Source organism: Xanthomonas sp. LMG 12460, assembly GCF_009192895.1.
Taxonomy (GTDB): domain Bacteria; phylum Pseudomonadota; class Gammaproteobacteria; order Xanthomonadales; family Xanthomonadaceae; genus Xanthomonas_A; species Xanthomonas_A sontii.
In genome coordinates, this window is sequence record NZ_NKUH01000006.1 from 32,393 (window position 1) to 48,773 (window position 16,381).

The 16,381-nt window shown below is 67.6% G+C and carries 13 protein-coding genes; 5 read left to right on the forward strand and 8 right to left on the reverse strand.

The features are described from left to right. Positions 1–15: 15 nt before the first annotated feature. Positions 16–1,251: a putative peptide maturation dehydrogenase gene (locus tag CEK66_RS01490; protein ID WP_226978458.1), complete on the reverse strand. Its 1,236-nt coding sequence runs from the start codon at positions 1,249–1,251 to the stop codon at positions 16–18. 125 nt (positions 1,252–1,376) lie between these two features. Here CEK66_RS01490 and CEK66_RS01495 point away from each other — a divergent pair, with 125 nt between their 5' ends. Continuing rightward, positions 1,377–1,700 (forward strand): NHLP-related RiPP peptide, encoded by a 324-nt coding sequence (locus CEK66_RS01495; protein WP_026144210.1) that lies wholly within the window; start codon positions 1,377–1,379, stop codon positions 1,698–1,700. Here CEK66_RS01495 and CEK66_RS01500 read toward each other — a convergent pair. The 4 genes from CEK66_RS01500 to aceB all read right to left on the reverse strand — a co-directional run bounded on the left by CEK66_RS01500 (position 1,652) and on the right by aceB (position 8,671). Further along, positions 1,652–4,279, reverse strand: a complete 2,628-nt coding sequence (locus CEK66_RS01500; RefSeq protein ID WP_152235719.1) for a putative peptide modification system cyclase — start codon at positions 4,277–4,279, stop codon at positions 1,652–1,654. The two genes, CEK66_RS01495 and CEK66_RS01500, sit on opposite strands and share 49 nt — an antisense overlap. A gap of 27 nt (positions 4,280–4,306) precedes the next feature. After that, the gene (locus tag CEK66_RS01505; RefSeq protein ID WP_017908068.1) at positions 4,307–5,350 is read right to left on the reverse strand and encodes a GGDEF domain-containing protein; all 1,044 of its coding nucleotides are present in this window, start codon (positions 5,348–5,350) and stop codon (positions 4,307–4,309) included. 245 nt (positions 5,351–5,595) lie between these two features. After that, positions 5,596–6,891, reverse strand: a complete 1,296-nt coding sequence (aceA, locus tag CEK66_RS01510; protein WP_152235720.1) for an isocitrate lyase — start codon at positions 6,889–6,891, stop codon at positions 5,596–5,598. Positions 6,892–7,030: 139 nt separating this feature from the next. Beyond that, positions 7,031–8,671, reverse strand: a complete 1,641-nt coding sequence (aceB, locus tag CEK66_RS01515; protein WP_152235721.1) for a malate synthase A — start codon at positions 8,669–8,671, stop codon at positions 7,031–7,033. Between the two features lie 108 nt (positions 8,672–8,779). Here aceB and CEK66_RS01520 point away from each other — a divergent pair, with 108 nt between their 5' ends. From CEK66_RS01520 to CEK66_RS01535, 4 genes are all read left to right on the forward strand, one after another. Next, positions 8,780–9,748 carry a LysR family transcriptional regulator gene (locus CEK66_RS01520; protein ID WP_152235722.1) on the forward strand — a complete coding sequence of 323 codons (969 nt, stop codon included), beginning with the start codon at positions 8,780–8,782 and terminating at the stop codon, positions 9,746–9,748. 74 nt (positions 9,749–9,822) lie between these two features. After that, positions 9,823–10,545, forward strand: coding sequence for a helix-turn-helix domain-containing protein (locus CEK66_RS01525; RefSeq protein WP_152235723.1), 723 nt, complete (start codon positions 9,823–9,825; stop codon positions 10,543–10,545). Positions 10,546–10,684: 139 nt separating this feature from the next. Continuing rightward, complete coding sequence (locus CEK66_RS01530) at positions 10,685–10,987, forward strand: TfoX/Sxy family protein (RefSeq protein WP_226978459.1); 303 nt, start codon at positions 10,685–10,687, stop codon at positions 10,985–10,987. A 188-nt stretch (positions 10,988–11,175) separates the two neighbouring features. Continuing rightward, entirely contained in the window at positions 11,176–11,529 is a 354-nt protein-coding gene (locus CEK66_RS01535) for a VOC family protein (protein ID WP_152235724.1), read from the forward strand. A 125-nt stretch (positions 11,530–11,654) separates the two neighbouring features. Here CEK66_RS01535 and lepB read toward each other — a convergent pair whose 3' ends face one another. The 3 genes from lepB to dcp all read right to left on the reverse strand — a co-directional run. Continuing rightward, the gene (gene lepB, locus CEK66_RS01540; protein ID WP_152235725.1) at positions 11,655–12,284 is read right to left on the reverse strand and encodes a signal peptidase I; all 630 of its coding nucleotides are present in this window, start codon (positions 12,282–12,284) and stop codon (positions 11,655–11,657) included. A gap of 401 nt (positions 12,285–12,685) precedes the next feature. Further along, positions 12,686–14,206 (reverse strand): glycosyl hydrolase family 28-related protein, encoded by a 1,521-nt coding sequence (locus tag CEK66_RS01545; RefSeq protein WP_152235726.1) that lies wholly within the window; start codon positions 14,204–14,206, stop codon positions 12,686–12,688. 188 nt (positions 14,207–14,394) lie between these two features. Beyond that, positions 14,395–16,381, reverse strand: a 1,987-nt coding sequence (gene dcp / locus CEK66_RS01550) for a peptidyl-dipeptidase Dcp (protein WP_148830008.1), incomplete at its 5' end; no start/stop codon positions are given.

The following is a 16,381-nucleotide window of genomic DNA, read 5'->3' on the forward strand; positions in this document are numbered from 1 at the left end:
CGTCGTCCAACATGGTCACGCCTGCCGCGAAGCTGGCCCCGCCGCCCAGACATCGCACGCCGGATCGAACTCGGTCGTCGCTGCGTGCTCGGAGCGCCAGCCGAAGCCGCAGATCGCCATGACGCTCTGGCGCATCGGATCCAGGTCCAGCGCCTTGCCGAGATCGACATCATTGATGGCAGAGGTGACGAACGCGCCCAACCCCAGATCCGTGGCCGAGAAGTAGAGCGCCTGTGAGATGTGGCCGACGTCCAGGGTCAGCGCGCGATAGGCCTTGGCATGCTGGCGATACTTCCAGAACGTCCGGTTGAATCGCGGTGCCAGCAGGACCAGCACGTGAGCGCCGGCGAACCAATGCTGCCCGGCCAGCGCCACCCTCGCGAAAGTATCGATGTCCGGTCCCGGGCACGGCAGCTGGGTTAACGCGTGATCCACAGGGTGGTAGTGGTACAGGCCGGGTTCGATTCCTTCCACCCGGCGTATCAGCAGGTAGGCTTCGGTCGGGTGCAGCCCGCCGGCGGACGGCACGTTCTTCTTCAGGAACACCGTGTCGTCCTGGACCTTCAGCGTCGCCCGCGCCATCAGCACGCGCTGCAACATCCGCAGGAACAGCGCGTGCGGCAGCGGGCGGCTATCGTCGTAATTGCGACAGGTAACGCGACGCGCAAGCATGGCCTCAAAGGCGCCATCGTCCAGCCGCGGCAATGGAATCCTGGCAAGGCCGGACCCGACCTCCTGCACCTCCGGCGGCGGCGCGCCCAGCTTGCGGCGCAGGTCCGGGGCGGACACCATGCCGTTGCGCTCCATCGCGGTCACCCCATCGATGCCCTGCCAACGGCTCGCCCAGTGCGCCACTGCGGCGGCCGGCCACCAATGCGCGGACCGCAATGCCTCGTCGCGTTCGCGAAACGCCGCAGAACCTGCGTCGTCGCCGATCAGCAGGCCGCGCTCGAGCGCCCGCTCGATCGCATCATCGGCATGGTCAACCAGTTGTGCGCGCTCGACCCATTCCGTTGGACTGACCTGGCCGAGCAACGGCAGGTCGGCCGCGTCCAGTTCGAGCTCGCCGTCCAGGTGCGGCGCCAGGGCGACCCAGGCCCGCCGGCGACGCAGGCCCGCACCGCCCCGCAGCAGGCTGGCCAGGTCGAACGCCACGCTTTCCCTCGCCTCGACGAACAGCACGGCGCAGCGCCTCAGGCGCATGAATTCCTCGTTTCCGCTGTGTTTGAGCGCTGCATCGATTGGCCACATTGGAGAGATGCTGGACTGCTAGGATACCGTCGCGGCCCCGGTCGTTCCTGCGAGCACCCGTGGCAACCGCACCTCCACCATGCGTGCATCGCATGTCCACCGCTATCGCAACAGGGGACCACATCATGACCGATCAGCCGCAGGGGCATCCGCCCTTCGATCTCGCCACCGCCCAGCAATTGCTCACGCTTCTGTCCACCGACGACGACTTCCGCGCGCTGTTCGCGCAGGATCCGGGCGCGGCGCTGCGTAGTTTGGGCCTTTCCGAGCAACGCGTCGCCGCCGCGCTGGAGGAGCCGACCTGCCTGTGCACGTCGGACCTGGCGAGCAAGGAAGAAATCCAAGAAGCCCTGGAGTTGCTGCTGGCCTACCTCACCGCCGAGGGTACGCACACGGTCGTTCACTGTTTCGAGGCGGGTTCCGTCGTCGCCAGCCTGACCGCCAGATAGTTCGGTAGCGCTTGTCCCGCCCAGGCGCGTCGGAAGGTTTCCGCCTTCTGCCGCGCCTGGTCGGTCTGGCCAAGGCTGGCCAGGATTTCCGTGGTACTCACCACCGCCAGGTTCGCGTCGGCGACATTCATCGCTTGCAGCACCAGCCCACCGATCGGTTCGATGTACGCCAGCCCGCGACGCGCGACCAACCAGTCGTTTTCGGCCATGGCCTGCTTCTTCTCGCCGGCCGCGAGCAAGGCATCGCGCAGGCTGACGTGAAGCTGGTACGGCTCCCTGCCATCGATCTGCTCGCGTAACAGAGCGACCGCACGCGCGGGAGTTCCGCTGTCGACGAGCTGTTGCGCCTGCAGCAAGGACAGCAGCTTGGTCATCGGCGGAAAGCCCGACTCCGCGACCAGGGACGCGAGCTGCGCGGCGTGCACGTCGTACAGCGTTCGGTCGCCGCTGCGCTGCGCCAGGCGGATCGCCGACATCGCCACGATGATCAGGTCGTCGCGATCGCCGGCGTCACCGTGGACCGCGCGCTCCAGCGCTTCGCCGGCAATTCGCGCCAACAAGGCCCTGTCCACCGTCCGCGGATCGGTAACGAAGGCGACCGCCTGCTGCGCGATCTGCAAGGGATAGCGAATCACCGGCTCCGCATCCGCCGACGCCGCTACGGCGGCCCGCGCGGCGGCGGCGGCATCGCCCAAGCGGCCCTGGTCCAGCGGAATGGAAATCTGTTCGAAGCGGTCGGTCAATGCCGAGCCCGATGCCGCCAGCGCCGCCATGATCCTGCCAGCCGCCGGATAGTCTTTCATCGCCGCGAACGCCGCAGCATGGCGCCGGGTCGCCGGATAGCCGCCAAGTTCCTCGGCCTGCTTGAAGGCGTTCAGCGCGTCGCCATATCGGCCCTGCGCCAGGTAGATGCGACCCTGCAATTCCACTGCCACATCGCGCAGCGGATTCTGCGGCACCGCGAACTTCTGCACGCTATGCTCGGCGGAAGCGTAATTGCCCTCGGTGAACTCGTCCCAGGCGAACTGCGCCGCGCCGGCGTAGTAGTCCGGATACAGTTCCGACAGCATCTTCCACTTCTGCTTGGCCTGCCGCCATGGGTGCGGGCCGAGTTCGCTCGCCCACGCGTCCAGGTACAACGCATCGCGCTCGGAAAGATGGTCGCGCAGGGCCATGGCCTTGGCCAGGTACTGCAGCGCCGCGCGATTGTTGGCGGTGGAGATCTCGACTCGCATCGACCCCATGTAGGCCAGTGCGAAATCCTTGTCGATCTCCGCGGCCTTGGCGAAGTACTGATCGGCGGTCCGGAAGTCGCGCCGGGTGAAGTACTTCATCGCGATCGCATAGGCCTTCAGGGCGTCCAGGCTGCTGGTGGTGACGCTCGGCAGCGGAGGCGAATTCTTCCTGATGACGTCCTCGCCTTCGCCCAGCTGCTCGCGCAGCGATGCGGTGACCGCGTCGATCGACGCCAGCACCGAGCCGGCGCCACGGCCGTCGCGGGACTCGGCATAGACGGTCGCCTGCGTCCGCGGATCGACCACCTCGGCGCTCACCCGCACCCGCCCGCCGACCTCCGACACCGTGGCCAGCAGCACGGCGCGCGCGCCGTCGCGCTGCGCGATCTCCGATGCTGTGGCGCGATCGAGCGGCGTGTGCTCCGGATCGCGGCGCATCCGCGTGAGCGTGTCGCGCACCTTCAGATCACTGAGCACATTGACGTAGCGCGACTGCTCCAGGCTGATGCGGAAGGCCTGCTGCAGGGAGTCGTCCAGTGCGACGTCGCCGGTCAGATTGCGCAAATCCCCCACCACCACCCAGTCGCGTTCGGCGAAGGCGATGGCCGGCTGCGGGCGGGTGACGAACCAGGCGCCGACGGCGAACGCGGCGATCAGCGCCGCTTCCGCCGCCAGCGCTGCCGGCCGCCGCCACAGCGGGATGTCGCGCCAGGCCTTGGGCGTGGGCTTGGGCGCGCGCAGCGGGGTGTGGCCGATCTCGCCGACTTCGTAGATCTCCAGCGGGGTCGGCACACCCTTGAAGCGCCAGCGACCGTGCGATTTCCACAGCAGGCGCTCGCCGCGTTCGCCCAGCTCGCGGGCGGCGCGGTGGGTCAAGGACTCGGCCACCGCCGACAGCAGGATCTGCCCGGGCCGGGCCAGGGTCATCAGCCGCGCCGCGGTCGGCTTGGCCAGGCCTTCCACCTCCAGCGGCTTGGCGCCCACCTGCACGGCGGCGTCGCTGTTGCGCCAGGTCAGCACTTCGCCCACATGCAGGCCGGCGCGCACCTTCAGGTCGAGCTTGCGCTGCGTGCCCAGCTCGCGCAGGCCGCGGCTGTAGTCCAGGGCGAAGCCGAGGCCGTCGATCGGCCGTTCGAACAACAGCAGCAGCCCGTCGGAACGGTCGATCAGACGGCCGCGCCAACGCTGCTGCAACTCCAGCACCAGCGAGTCGTGCCGCTTGAACAGGTCGGCCGCATTGGCGTCGCCGAGCTTTTCCACCAGCGCCACCGAATCGCACAGGTCGGTCAGCAGCAGGGTACGAAGCTGCGGGACCTCGGGTTGCGGTGCGGTGGCATCGGTCATGGCGGCGGCTCGGCGGGACGCGGTGACTCAGCAGGGGGCAGAGGCGAGGTCGTGCCAGTACAGGCGGTTGCCGCCCTGGCGCTTCGCTTCGTACAGCGCCGCGTCGGCGTTGGCGTACCAGTCGTTCCAGTCCGAATGCGGATCCACCCGGCTGATGCCGATGCTGACCGGGCAGATGTGCGGCGCCGGGTGCGGCACGCCCAGCAGATTCTGCACGGTGGCGAGCACGAACTCGCCGATGCGGCGCAGGTCCTCGACCGTGCCGGCGGCCACCAGCAGGCAGAACTCGTCGCCGCCCAGGCGGCACGCCGTGTCGTCCGGCCCGGCCACCGAGCGCAGGATGTTGGCGACGTTCTGCAGCACGCGATCGCCGACCAGGTGACCGTGGGCGTCGTTGATGTGCTTGAAGCGGTCGCAGTCGATCAGCAGCAGGCCCGGGCCGGGCGAGCGGCCATCGCGGCGACACTCCTGCAGGCGCAGGATCAGTCCGCGGCGGTTGTGCAGGCCGGTCAGTTCGTCGGTCCGCACCAGTTCCTCGGTCTGGCTGAGCTGGTGGGTGGTGGCGTAGAGGTTGTCCAGCGCCGCTTCCAGGTCGCGGTTGCGCCGGCGCAGCTGACGGATCAGGGTCTGCTCGTTCATCACCACGCGCATGATCGTGCGGCGCAGGAAGTAGGCGACCACGCCCGGGTCGCGCTCGACCAGGCGCTGGAAGTCGTCGTGGTCCAGTTCCACCAGGGCGCCGTCGCTGGCGGCGAGCGCGTCGGCGCTGCGCATGTGGTTGCCGATCAGCAGGCCCAGCTCACCGAAGAACTCGCCATGGCCGAGGTGCTTGACCACCAGGTCCTCGCCGAAATCCAGATCGATCACGCCGCTGGTGATCACGAACATCGCGCTGCCGCCGTCGCCACGGCGGAACAGCACATCGCCGGCGCGCACCGTCCGGGCGCGACCGAACTCGGAAAACAGACGCAATTCTGCAGCGGTCAGCACCGCCAGCTCGTTCGGCTTCGGAGCGACCGCAGCGTTGGAAATTGTGCCGCGTGCGGTGGATGCGGCGCTGTCGCAGCTCATCCGGCCCCCTAATGTGACGTCGCTGGCCCTGTCCGCGGAGCATAGCACCTACACGCCGCGCTCACGATACGTTTCACAGGCAATCTCGCCCCTGCAAGAGACATCGCAAGCCGCCGCTGCGACGATCTGTCGCACGCGGTAGACAGCGCCGTTCCGCCGACGGCAGCGCAAAAAAAGCCCGGGCGAACCCGGGCTTCCCACCTCCTGCCAGGGAGGGGCGATCGATCGGCGCGCCTGGCTGCAGGTCAGGCCGCTTTCTCGCCATGGAACTGCTCTTCCTCGGTCGAGCCCTTCAGCGCGGTGGTCGAGGACTGGCCCTGCTGGATTGCCTGGGTCACCGCATCGAAGTAGCCAGTGCCGACCTCGCGCTGGTGCTTGACCGCGGTGAAGCCGCGGTCGGCGGCGGCGAACTCGGCCTCCTGCAGTTCGACGAAGGCGCTCATCTGCCGGCGCGCGTAGCCGTGCGCCAGGTTGAACATCGAGTAGTTCAGCGCATGGAAGCCGGCCAGGGTGATGAACTGGAACTTGTAGCCGTAGCTGGCGATCTCGCGCTGGAACTTGGCGATGGTGGCGTCGTCCAGGTTCTTCTTCCAGTTGAAGCTGGGCGAGCAGTTGTAGGCCAGCAGCTTGCCGGGGAACTTGGCGTGGATGGCCTCGGCGAACTTGCGCGCGAACTCCAGGTCCGGCTTGCCGGTCTCGCACCAGATCAGGTCGGCGAAGGGCGCGTAGGCCAGGCCGCGGCTGATCGCCTGGTCCAGGCCCTTGCGGGTACGGAAGAAGCCTTCGACGGTGCGCTCGCCGGTGGTGAACGGGCGGTCGTTGGGGTCGATGTCGCTGGTCACCAGGTCGGCGGCCTCGGCGTCGGTACGCGCCACCAGCAGGGTCGGCACGCCCATCACGTCGGCGGCCAGGCGCGCGGCGTTCAACTTCTCGATCGCCTCGCGGGTCGGCACCAGCACCTTGCCGCCCATGTGCCCGCACTTCTTCACCGAGGCCAACTGGTCCTCGAAGTGCACGCCGGCCGCGCCGGCCTCGATCATCGCCTTCATCAGTTCGAAGGCGTTGAGCACGCCGCCGAAGCCGGCCTCGGCGTCGGCCACGATCGGCTGCAGGAAGTCGATCTCGTCCTTGCCCTCGGCGTGGTGCAACTGGTCCGCACGCAGCAGGGTGTTGTTGATGCGCTTGACCACCGCCGGCACCGAGTCGGCCGGGTACAGCGACTGGTCCGGGTACATCTGCCCGGCCAGGTTGGCGTCGGCGGCCACCTGCCAGCCGGACAGGTAGATGGCGTTGAGCCCGGCCTTGACCTGCTGCATCGCCTGGTTGCCGGTCAGCGCGCCCAGCGCGTTGACGAAATCCTTCTCATGCAGGTACTTCCACAGCTTCTCGGCACCGAGCCGGGCCAGCGAATGCTCCACGTGCACCGTGCCGCGCAGGCGCACCACGTCGGCGGCGGTGTAGTTGCGGGTGATCCCGGCCCAACGCGGATCGGTGTCCCAGTCGCGCTGGATCTGTTCGGCGGTCTGCAACGTGGTGCTCATCTGGCGTTCTCCTCGAAAAATGGATGCAGCGATGAAACGGTGGGGGTGTGCCGGATAAAGAGCTTGGAAGGCTCGGCAGGGATCAGACGCAGGGACATCGCTTCCACGATTCCCCATTCCCGACTCCCCACTCCCGGCTTCAATCAATCAACTGATAGGCCGGCAAGGTCAGGAAGTCGGCCAGTTCCTCGTCGCGGGTCAGGCTGCCCAGCAGCGCGATGGCCTCGTCCACCCGCGCCCCGCCCGGCAGCAGCGCGCGCTCGCCCAGCCGTGCCGGCAACTGCCGCAGGCAGGCGTCGAACAGGGCGAAGTCGATGGCGGTGCCGTCGTCCAGGTGCAGGCCGCCCACGTGCAGCCACTGCCACAACTGGCTGCGGCTGATCTCGGCGGTGGCGGCGTCCTCCATCAGGTGGTGGATCGGCACGCAGCCGTTGCCGTCCAGCCACGCCGCCAGGTAGCGCACGCACACTTCGATGTTGCCCTCGAAGCCGGCGCGGGTGATGGTGCCGGTGGACGGGGCGATCAGCGTGTCGCGGTCGGCCTGCACGTCCTCGCGGCGCACCGCATGCTGGTTCGGCGTGCGCATGTGCTCGTCGAACACCGCACGGGCGATCGGGATCAGCGCCGGGTGCGCCACCCAGGTGCCGTCGTGGCCGGCGGTGACCTCGCGCAGCTTGTCCGCGCGCACCCGCGCCATCGCCTGTTCGTTGGCCGCCTCGTCGTGGCTGATCGGGATCTGCGCGGCCATGCCGCCCATCGCATGCGCGCCACGACGATGACAGGTGCGGATCAGCAGTTCCGAATAGGCCTTCAGGAACGGCTGGGTCATGGTCACCTGGCCGCGCTCGGGCAGCACCCGGTCCGGATGCCGGCGGAAGGTCTTCAGGTAGGAAAAGATGTAGTCCCAGCGGCCGCAGTTCAGGCCGACGATGCGCCCGCGCAGCGCGTGCAGGATCTCGTCCATCTCGAACACCGCCGGCAGCGTCTCGATCAGCACGGTGACCTTGATCTGGCCCTGCGGCAGGCCGAGCATGTCCTCGATGTGCGCCAGCGCGGTCTCCCACAGCGCCGCTTCCTCCATCGACTGCAGCTTGGGCAGGTACAGATACGGGCCGCGGTCCTTGGCCTGCAGCGCGCGGCCGTTGTGGAAGGCGAACAGCGCCGCATCGAACAGACCGCCGGCCAGCGGCTGGCCATCGACCAGCACGTGCTTCTCGTCCAGGTGCCAGCCGCGCGGGCGCACGATCAGCACTGCCTGTTCCTCGTAGGGACGCAGCGCATAGCGCTTGCCCGGGCTGCCGTCGCGCGCGGCCGGCGCGGTGAAGGTCAGGGTCCCGGCGACCGCCTCGGCCAGCGCGCGCTGGCCGGCGACCAGGTTGCGCCAGGTCGGCGCGGTCGAGTCCTCGAAGTCGGCCATGTACACCTTGGCGCCGGAGTTCAGCGCGTTGATGACCATCTTCGGATCGGTCGGGCCGGTGATCTCGACCCGGCGGTCCTGCAGCGCCTCGGGCAGCGGCGCCACCTGCCAGTCGCCCTCGCGGATCGCGCGGGTGTCGTCGCGGAAGTCCGGCAGGCCGCCGGCGTCGAAGAAGGCCTGGCGCTCGCGCCGCGCCGCCAGCCGCGCCTGCCGCTCCGGCTCGATCGCCCGGTGCAGCGACACCAGCAGGGCCAGCAGCGGCGGCGGCAGCAGGGCGTCCTGGCCGGCCAGCGAGGTGGTCAGGGCGATCCCCGGCGTGGAACGCGTGGGGTCTGGAGCGACAGCGAAAGCGGGGGCGGACATGTGGGGATTCCTCGATGTTTCCGGGGCTCCACCGTGCTTCCAGGACATGTATTTGACAAAGCAGTTTTGTCAATGCCTTATATAAGGAAGCCTTATATCTGTCACACCATGGCCACGGGAAGCACCGCAACCCCTCGATTTCCCTACAAATCCGACCGGCTCAAGCCGCTGCGCGCGTTCTGCCAGACGGTGCGCCTGGGCGCGGTGTCGCGGGCCGCGGAGGCCTTGTTCGTCAGCCAGCCGGCGGTGACCCTGCAGTTGCAGGCGCTGGAACGCGAACTGGGCGTGGTGTTGTTCGAGCGCAGCGGCCGGCGCCTGGTGCCCAGCCGCGAGGGCCAGTTGCTGTACGAGATGGCGCAGCCGCTGGTGGAGAGCCTGGATCGGCTGGAGGCCGACTTCCGCGAGAAGGCGCGCGGGCTGGACGCCGGCGAACTCAACGTCGCCGCCAACAGTTCCACCATCCTCTACCTGCTGCCCAAGATCGTGGAGGCCTTCCGCGCCCGCCACCCGCAGGTGCGGCTGACCCTGCACAACGCGATCAGCGCCGACGGCACCGACCTGCTGCGCGAGGACGCGGTGGACCTGGCGGTCGGCTCGATGCTCGACGTGCCGGCCGACCTCAGCTACGCCCCGGTGTACCGCTTCGAGCAGTTGCTGATCGCCCCGCACGACCATCCGCTGGCACGCAAGCCGAAGCTGACCCTGGAGGACCTGTCGCCGTACCCGCTGATCCTGCCGCCGCGGCGCCAGGTCACCTATCGCCTGGTCGACCTGGTGTTCCAGCAGGCGCGCGTGCCCTACACCGTGGCGCTGGAGGTCGGCGGCTGGGAAGTGATCAAGCAGTACGTGGCGATGGGCATGGGCGTGTCCATCGTCAGTTCGATCTGCCTCACCGACGCCGACCGCGCGCGCCTGGCCACCCGCGCCCTGGGCGATTACTTCCCGGCGCGCAGCTACGGCGTGGTGGTGCGCAAGGGCAAGTACCTGTCGCCGCAGGCGCGCGCCTTCATCGAGCTGATCCAGCCGGACCTGTTCACCCCGCGCGGCTACGACGAGAGCGGGCCCTCGGAGCGGTAGCCGCGCACGCCGCGCGTCAGCGCCGCCCTTGGGCTCTGCTACCGTGGCGGCACGCCCGCTGCACACCGACCGCCGTGTCCCTGCCCTCCCGCTACGCCGAAGCCGACGCACCCCCGGCGCTGCGCGACCGCCTGCGCTGCAGTTGGCGATTCCGCCAGGGCGAAGCCGAGACCGCCGCGACGCAGGTGCTGCCGGATGGCTGCGTCGACCTGATCTGGGACGGCCGCGCCCTGTTCGTCGCCGGGCCGGACCGCCGCGCCACCGATGCCAGATTGGCGCCAGGCAGCGTGCTCACCGGCGTGCGCCTGGCCGCCGGTGCCGGCGCCAGCCTGCTCGGCATGCCGCTACACGCCATTGCAGACCAGCGTGTGCCGCTGGAGGCGCTGTGGGGCGTCCGCGGCCGCGACTGGCAGGCACGGATGGAAGACACCGCCGATCCGCTGACGACTTTGCACACGCTGTGCGCCAGCCGCCCGCTGCAGGCCGACAGCGCGATGGCCTGGCTGTTCGCGCAACTCGCCGGCGCGACGCCGCCGCGGCTGGCCGCATTGACAGCCGCGCTGGGCGTCAGCGAACGCACGCTGCGCCGGCGCAGCCACGAGGCGTTCGGCTACGGCGCCAAGACCCTGGAGCGCATCCTGCGCCTGCAGCGCTTCCTGGGTCTGGCGCGCCAGCATCCCAGCCTGACCGCGGCGGCGCTGGAGGCCGGCTACGGCGACGCCCCGCACCTGGTGCGCGACAGCCGGCAACTGACCGGCCTGAGCCCGCGCGAGCTGGTGCAGCGGCACGCGCGCTGATTTGGCCTGCGACGTCGCCACGCAGCGCGACGGCGCCGCCACGGCATCGTCCCTGAAGCCTCGTGTGGCACCATTTGTTACCGTGCCGACAGACGCGGACCCGAGGTGATACATGGCCAGAGATCCAGGCTTGGAACACATGCTGCGCGACGTGCTCCAAGCGCGGCCGGGCCTGACCGAGAAAGCGATGTTCGGCGGCTGGGCCTGGCTGGTGCACGGCCACCTGCTGTGCGGCGCACGCGACGACGGCGTGCTAGTGCGGCTCGGCAAGGGTAACGACGGATGGGCGTTGGCGATCCCCGGCATCGTGCCGATGCTGTCGCGCGGCCGGGCCATGGCGGGCTGGATCAGGGTCGCGCCAGAGACCTTCGCCGACGACGCGCTCGCCGCGCGCCTGCTGCGCGAGGCAACCGCCTTCGTGCGCACGCTGCCGCCGAAGTGAGCGCAGTGCCGGCCTTCCCAGGCCGGCCGCGCGCGGCGTCGGCGCGACGTCGCTGCAGGAAACCGGCGTGTCGCTCGACCGAAGCAGGACGCCGCCGCTCGCCAACGGCGGCACGCATGCTGGCCGTTTTCGCCAAGCCGGCGCCGCCCCGGCGATGGATACTGGCGGCTCTTCCACAGGAGCCGCCCATGTCCCGCGCCGAGCAGCATCACCGCATCGACTATCTGGAATTCGCCGTCGCCTCGATCGCCGCGGCCAAGGCCTTCTACGGTCAGGCCTTCGACTGGACCTTCCAGGACTACGGCCCGGACTACTGCGAATTCCGCGACGGCCGCCTGAGCGGCGGCTTCTTCCACGGCACACCGCAACCCGGCGGCGCCCTGTGGGTGCTGTACTCCAACGACCTCGCCGCCACCCAGGCGCGCATCGAAGCCGCCGGCGGCCGCATCGTGCGCCCGCTGTTCGACTTCCCAGGCGGGCGCCGCTTCCACTTCGCCGACCGCGACGGCTACGAACTGGCGGTGTGGTGCGAGGGCTTCTGACGGCACCGCGGCACCAGCAGGTTGCCTCCGCAGGAGCGGCTTCAGTCGTGACGGGCACTCCCGGTAACGCCTGTCGCGGCTGAAACCGTTCCTACGGATCAGGTCGCGTCATTGCGCGCGGTGCCCTACAGCCGCGCCCACTCGAATCCCTCGCCGCGGCGGTAGAACACCGCCAGCGCCTTGCCGTAGACGCTGTCGGCATCGACGAAGCCGAAATAGCGGCCATCGAAACTGTCGCCGCGATGATCGCCCATGACCAGCAGCTTACCGGGCGGCACCCCCACGTCGTGCAGATCCGGGCCACCACCCGCATCGAGGTCCAGCCGCGCAGTGCGCGCGCCGAACCGCTCGGCATCGTCTGCGGCGCCCACCTGCAACGGCTGGCCGTTGATGGAGAGATGGCCATCGCGCACATCCACACGGTCGCCCGCCACCGCCACCACGCGCTTGATCAGGCGGGTGCCGTCGTGCGGCGAATCGAACACCGCCACATCGCCGCGCTGCGGCCGACCGCGTTCGAGCACGCGGTATTCGGTGAACGGCACGCGCAGCCCGTAAGCGCTCATGTCCACGGCGACGCGATCGCCGGGCTGCAGGGTCGGCTGCATCGAACCGGAGGGCACCACATAGTGATTGGCGAAGGACGACCGCGCGGCGGTGAGCAGCAACAGCATCACCACCATCGGCAGCAGTTCCTTGCGGCTCCAGCGCGCGGCGCGCTGCAGGCGGGTGGCATGCGGATCGGCGTGGGTCATGGGGCACCTGGGATGAGCGAGGGTGGCACGGGTCGTGCCATCGCGACAGTGCGCGCTTGGCGGCTCGGAGGGCCAGTGACGAAAGGTATGGCGATAGTGCGCTGGGGGACGCCGCGCGCCGAGAGAGGCTATGTGCAGGCGAAGACCCAATGGTGAGCGTCATGCCACCCGAGAAAAAGCGGTCAACTGCATTGAGCCAGACATTGTTGCGTGAGGCACGGACGCCTCGGCGGAAAGGAAACCCTCACATTTTTCTGAGTTCCCTACACGGAGACTCAGAAACGCAGCGCAATCGCAGGCCGAACAGCCCCCTCCGATTCACCTCCGTATAAGTAGCTAAGAAATGATCGGAGTTTGCATTGACACTGCGCAGCATTTTAACTGCCATGTAGGCCGCATCGTCAATTGTTCGAGCGCGAAACCTCCTGCCATTCCGCGCCGTCGCACACCAGCGTCAACGTAGAATTGGCCGCGACGGTGAAATTGGATGCCAACCTGAGGTTCTGACTGTTATCGATGACGGTAAGGACGTCGTTGAACTTCAGTGTCAGCTGATGCCCGGCGAAGGTCGCGGTGATGCCGCCGATATTGCTCGTTCCGGTCACCACCACGTAGCAGTGAAACGGTTGGACCGTGATGGTCGTCGCCGATGCGACCGTATGCGACGTCGCATCGAATCCGTGTGCGTAGGACAGCGTGCCAGAAGTGAAATCCATGCCGTTGTCGATCACGTTTCCGCTCATCGACACTTCGCGTGCAAGTCCACCCAGAAAAACTGCCTTGGGGGAATTGCCATCGAAGCGGCAGCCGGTCAGCAGCGGGCCTGGAGATGCGGCAGCGGAAGGTGAGTACATGTAGCCATAGCGGTAGTTTGCGGTTGGCGCGCCGTTGCTCTGGAAGCTGCAACCCACGAACTGCACGCTGCCGGTGCACGCCTGGTAGACACCAGCGGCCGCATTGGAAAAGAACCGGCAACCGGTGAACTGGATGCCCGAATACGATCCCATGTCGTCCATGAACAGGCCGCACGCATCCTGGCTGCCGCCCTGCAGCTTTCCTGCCGACGCGAACCAACACCCCACGAAGCTCCATTGCTGCTTCGTGCCAGCGCCGGTGAGCGTGACGCAATTGGAGTTTCGCGTTGCATCGAAGAAGCAACTGGTCAGGTAGAAATTCGCCGCCCGCACCTCGGCATCCACCAGCAGGTCGCCATTGACGAACCCGCCCACATCGGCGTCCAGCATGTAAAGCGCGTCGATGTCGTGCGCCTGTATGCCCCACAACGCGACGGGAGCGGATTGGGCGATGTCGTCGTTGCCACGGAGGAAGCACCCGATCACATGCATGTTCGCGCCGGATCCGGAGGTCCCCTTCGTGCCAAGCAGCAGTGCGGTACCAGCGCCGGAGGGGTTCACGATCTTGACCCGTTGCAGTTCGACTTCCTCGAACCCCAGGAAGTTCAGGCCATTGAACCAGTTCGCAACTTTCACATCCATGATGATCGAGCGGCGCTCCATCGAAAATCGGAACATCGCTCCCGCGGTCTTGGACACCGTCGACCCAACCGTGAAGTTGGAGAATTTCCTGTACTTGCGATCGGCATTCGAATAGAACAGATCTGCCGTAGCCGATGTCGTTCGTACGAGCGTGTTGTCCTGCCCGAAACCATCGATCCACAGGTTATCGACACCGGAGATGTCGATGGGACCGCTGACATCGTACTTGCCGCTAGGCACGTACAGCTTGCCGCCGCCAAGATCGGAGAAGTGGGCAATGGCACGATTGAAGGCGGGAAGCCAATCCTGCCCGTCGCCTTGTTCGTAGAAGTCGCGAAGACTCGCGGTACCCGCCGGGTCCTGTTGCGCTGCAGGCGCACTCGTTTGCTCCGCGGTTTGAGCTTGATCGTGTTCTGGAAGGTTCATGTCGGCTCCTCGTCTCGCGTGGGTTACATTGCGTTCTTCTTCGCCGGCCAAGTCCGATGCTTCGGCACGTTCGTCGCTGTACGGGTTGGCTCATCGGTTCCGCAGCAGACAGGCGCCACCCAATACCAAAAAACGGGATGGCCGCAAGGCCATCCCGTTCTCGACACACTCGATCGGCGCAGCGCCGATCAGTTCTTCAGACCGCGGTTTTCCAGCAGCGGCTCGACGCTGGGGTCCTTGCCGCGGAAGTCGCGGTACAGGGTGGCCAGGTCGACGGTGTTGCCGCGCGAGAGGATCTTGGCGCGGAAGATGTCGCCGTTGGCGCGGGTCAGGCCGCCATGCTCCTTGAACCACTGGAACGCGTCGTCGTCGAGCACTTCCGACCAGAAGTAGGCGTAGTAGCCGGCCGAGTAGCCGCCGCCCCAGATGTGGTCGAAATAGGTGGTGCGGTAGCGCGGCGGCACTTCCGGCAGGTCCACCTTGTACTTCTTCAGCGAGTCGGCCTCGTACTTGTCCACGTCCTGCAGCGGCGCGTCGGCCGGCAGGGTGTGCCAGGACAGGTCGAGCAGCGCCGCCGACAGGTACTCGGTGGTGGCGTAGCCCTGGTTGAAGGTGCGCGACTTCTTGATCTTCTCCACCAGGTCGGCCGGCATCGCTTCGCCGGTCTGGTAGTGCTTGGCGTAGTGCGCGAACACCTTCGGATCCGACGCCCAGTGCTCGTTGAACTGCGAGGGGAACTCGACGAAGTCGCGCGAGGTGGCGGTGCCGGCCAGGGTCGGGTACTTCACGTTGGAGAACATGCCGTGCAACGCATGGCCGAACTCGTGGAACATGGTGGTGACGTCGTCGAAGCTCAGCAGCGCCGGCTGGCCCGGGGCGGGCTTGGTGAAGTTGCAGACGTTGTAGACCACCGGCTTGGTGCCGGTCAGGCCGTTCTGGCCGACGAACTCGTCCATCCAGGCGCCGCCGGACTTGCTGTCGCGCTTGAAGTAGTCGGTGTAGAACAGCGCCAGCGACTTGCCGTCCTTGTCGAACACTTCATAGACCTTCATCCCGTCGTGGTAGGTGGGGATGTCGGTGCGTTCCTTGAAGGTGAGGCCGTACAGCTGGTTGGCGGCGTAGAAGACGCCGTTCTGCAGCACATTGTCCAGTTCGAAGTACGGCTTGATCTGCGCTTCGTCGAGGTCGTACTTGGCCTTGCGCACCTGCTCGGCGTAGAAGTCCCAGTCGGCGGCGGTGAGCTTGAAGCCGCCCTTCTGGGCGTCGATCACCTTCTGCATCTCGGCCGCTTCGCTGCGCGCCTTGGCGGTGGCGGCGGGCACGGTGTCGGTGAGCAGCTTCAGCGCCGCGTCCGGGGTCTTGGCCATCTGGTCGCTGAGGCTGTAGGCGGCGTAGCTGTCGAAGCCGAGCAGCTTGGCCTTCTGCGCGCGCAGCTGCGCCAGGCGCTGCACGGTCTGGCGGGTGTCGTTGGCATCGCCCTTCTCGGCGCGCGACTGCGAGGCGGCCATCACCTGCTGACGCAGGTCGCGGTCCTTCAGCGAGGCCAGCACCGGCTGCTGGGTGGTGTTCTGCAGGGCCAGCAGGTACTTGCCGTCGAGCTTGCGCGCGGTGGCGTCCTGCGCGGCCGAGGCGATGTCGCCGTCGGACAGGCCGTCGAGCTTGGCCTTGTCGTCCACCACCACCGCACCGGCGGCGGTGGCCGCGACCAGCTTGGTGTGGAACTGCGTGGCCAGGGTGGTCTCTTCGACGTTGAGCTTGCGCAGGGTGGCCTTGTCGGCGTCGGACAGTTGCGCGCCGGCGCGCACGAACTCCTGGTATTCGTACTCGACCAGGCGCTTCTGCTCCGGGTCGAGGGTCAGCGTGTCGCGCTGGTCGTACAGGCTCTTGATGCGCGCGAACAGCTTCGGGTCCAGGCTGATCTCGTCCTGGTGCGCGGCCAGCTTGGGCGCGATCTCTTCCTGGATCTTCTGGCGGGCATCGTTGGTGTCGGCCTGGACCAGACCGAAGAAGATGCGCGACACGCGGGTCAGGGTCTCGCCGCTGCGCTCCATCGCTTCCAGGGTGTTGGCGAAGGTGGCCGGTTCCGGGTTGTCGGCGATCTTGCGGATCTCGGCCAGGTGCTGCTTCATGCCTTCTTCGAACGCCGGCAGGTAGTCGCTGTCCTTGATCTTGTCG

What these genes read in the sequence shown, in the direction of transcription:
- aceA (WP_152235720.1), bottom strand. Translation starts at nt 6,891, where the DNA reads ATGAGCACCACGTTGCAGACCGCCGAACAGATCCAGCGCGACTGGGAC.
- lepB (WP_152235725.1), bottom strand. Translation starts at nt 12,284, where the DNA reads ATGACCCACGCCGATCCGCATGCCACCCGCCTGCAGCGCGCCGCGCGC.
- CEK66_RS01520 (WP_152235722.1), top strand. Translation starts at nt 8,780, where the DNA reads ATGGCCACGGGAAGCACCGCAACCCCTCGATTTCCCTACAAATCCGAC.
- aceB (WP_152235721.1), bottom strand. Translation starts at nt 8,671, where the DNA reads ATGTCCGCCCCCGCTTTCGCTGTCGCTCCAGACCCCACGCGTTCCACG.
- CEK66_RS01500 (WP_152235719.1), bottom strand. Translation starts at nt 4,279, where the DNA reads ATGACCGATGCCACCGCACCGCAACCCGAGGTCCCGCAGCTTCGTACC.
- CEK66_RS01490 (WP_226978458.1), bottom strand. Translation starts at nt 1,251, where the DNA reads ATGTGGCCAATCGATGCAGCGCTCAAACACAGCGGAAACGAGGAATTC.
- CEK66_RS01505 (WP_017908068.1), bottom strand. Translation starts at nt 5,350, where the DNA reads ATGAGCTGCGACAGCGCCGCATCCACCGCACGCGGCACAATTTCCAAC.
- CEK66_RS01495 (WP_026144210.1), top strand. Translation starts at nt 1,377, where the DNA reads ATGACCGATCAGCCGCAGGGGCATCCGCCCTTCGATCTCGCCACCGCC.
- CEK66_RS01535 (WP_152235724.1), top strand. Translation starts at nt 11,176, where the DNA reads ATGTCCCGCGCCGAGCAGCATCACCGCATCGACTATCTGGAATTCGCC.
- CEK66_RS01530 (WP_226978459.1), top strand. Translation starts at nt 10,685, where the DNA reads ATGCTGCGCGACGTGCTCCAAGCGCGGCCGGGCCTGACCGAGAAAGCG.
- CEK66_RS01545 (WP_152235726.1), bottom strand. Translation starts at nt 14,206, where the DNA reads ATGAACCTTCCAGAACACGATCAAGCTCAAACCGCGGAGCAAACGAGT.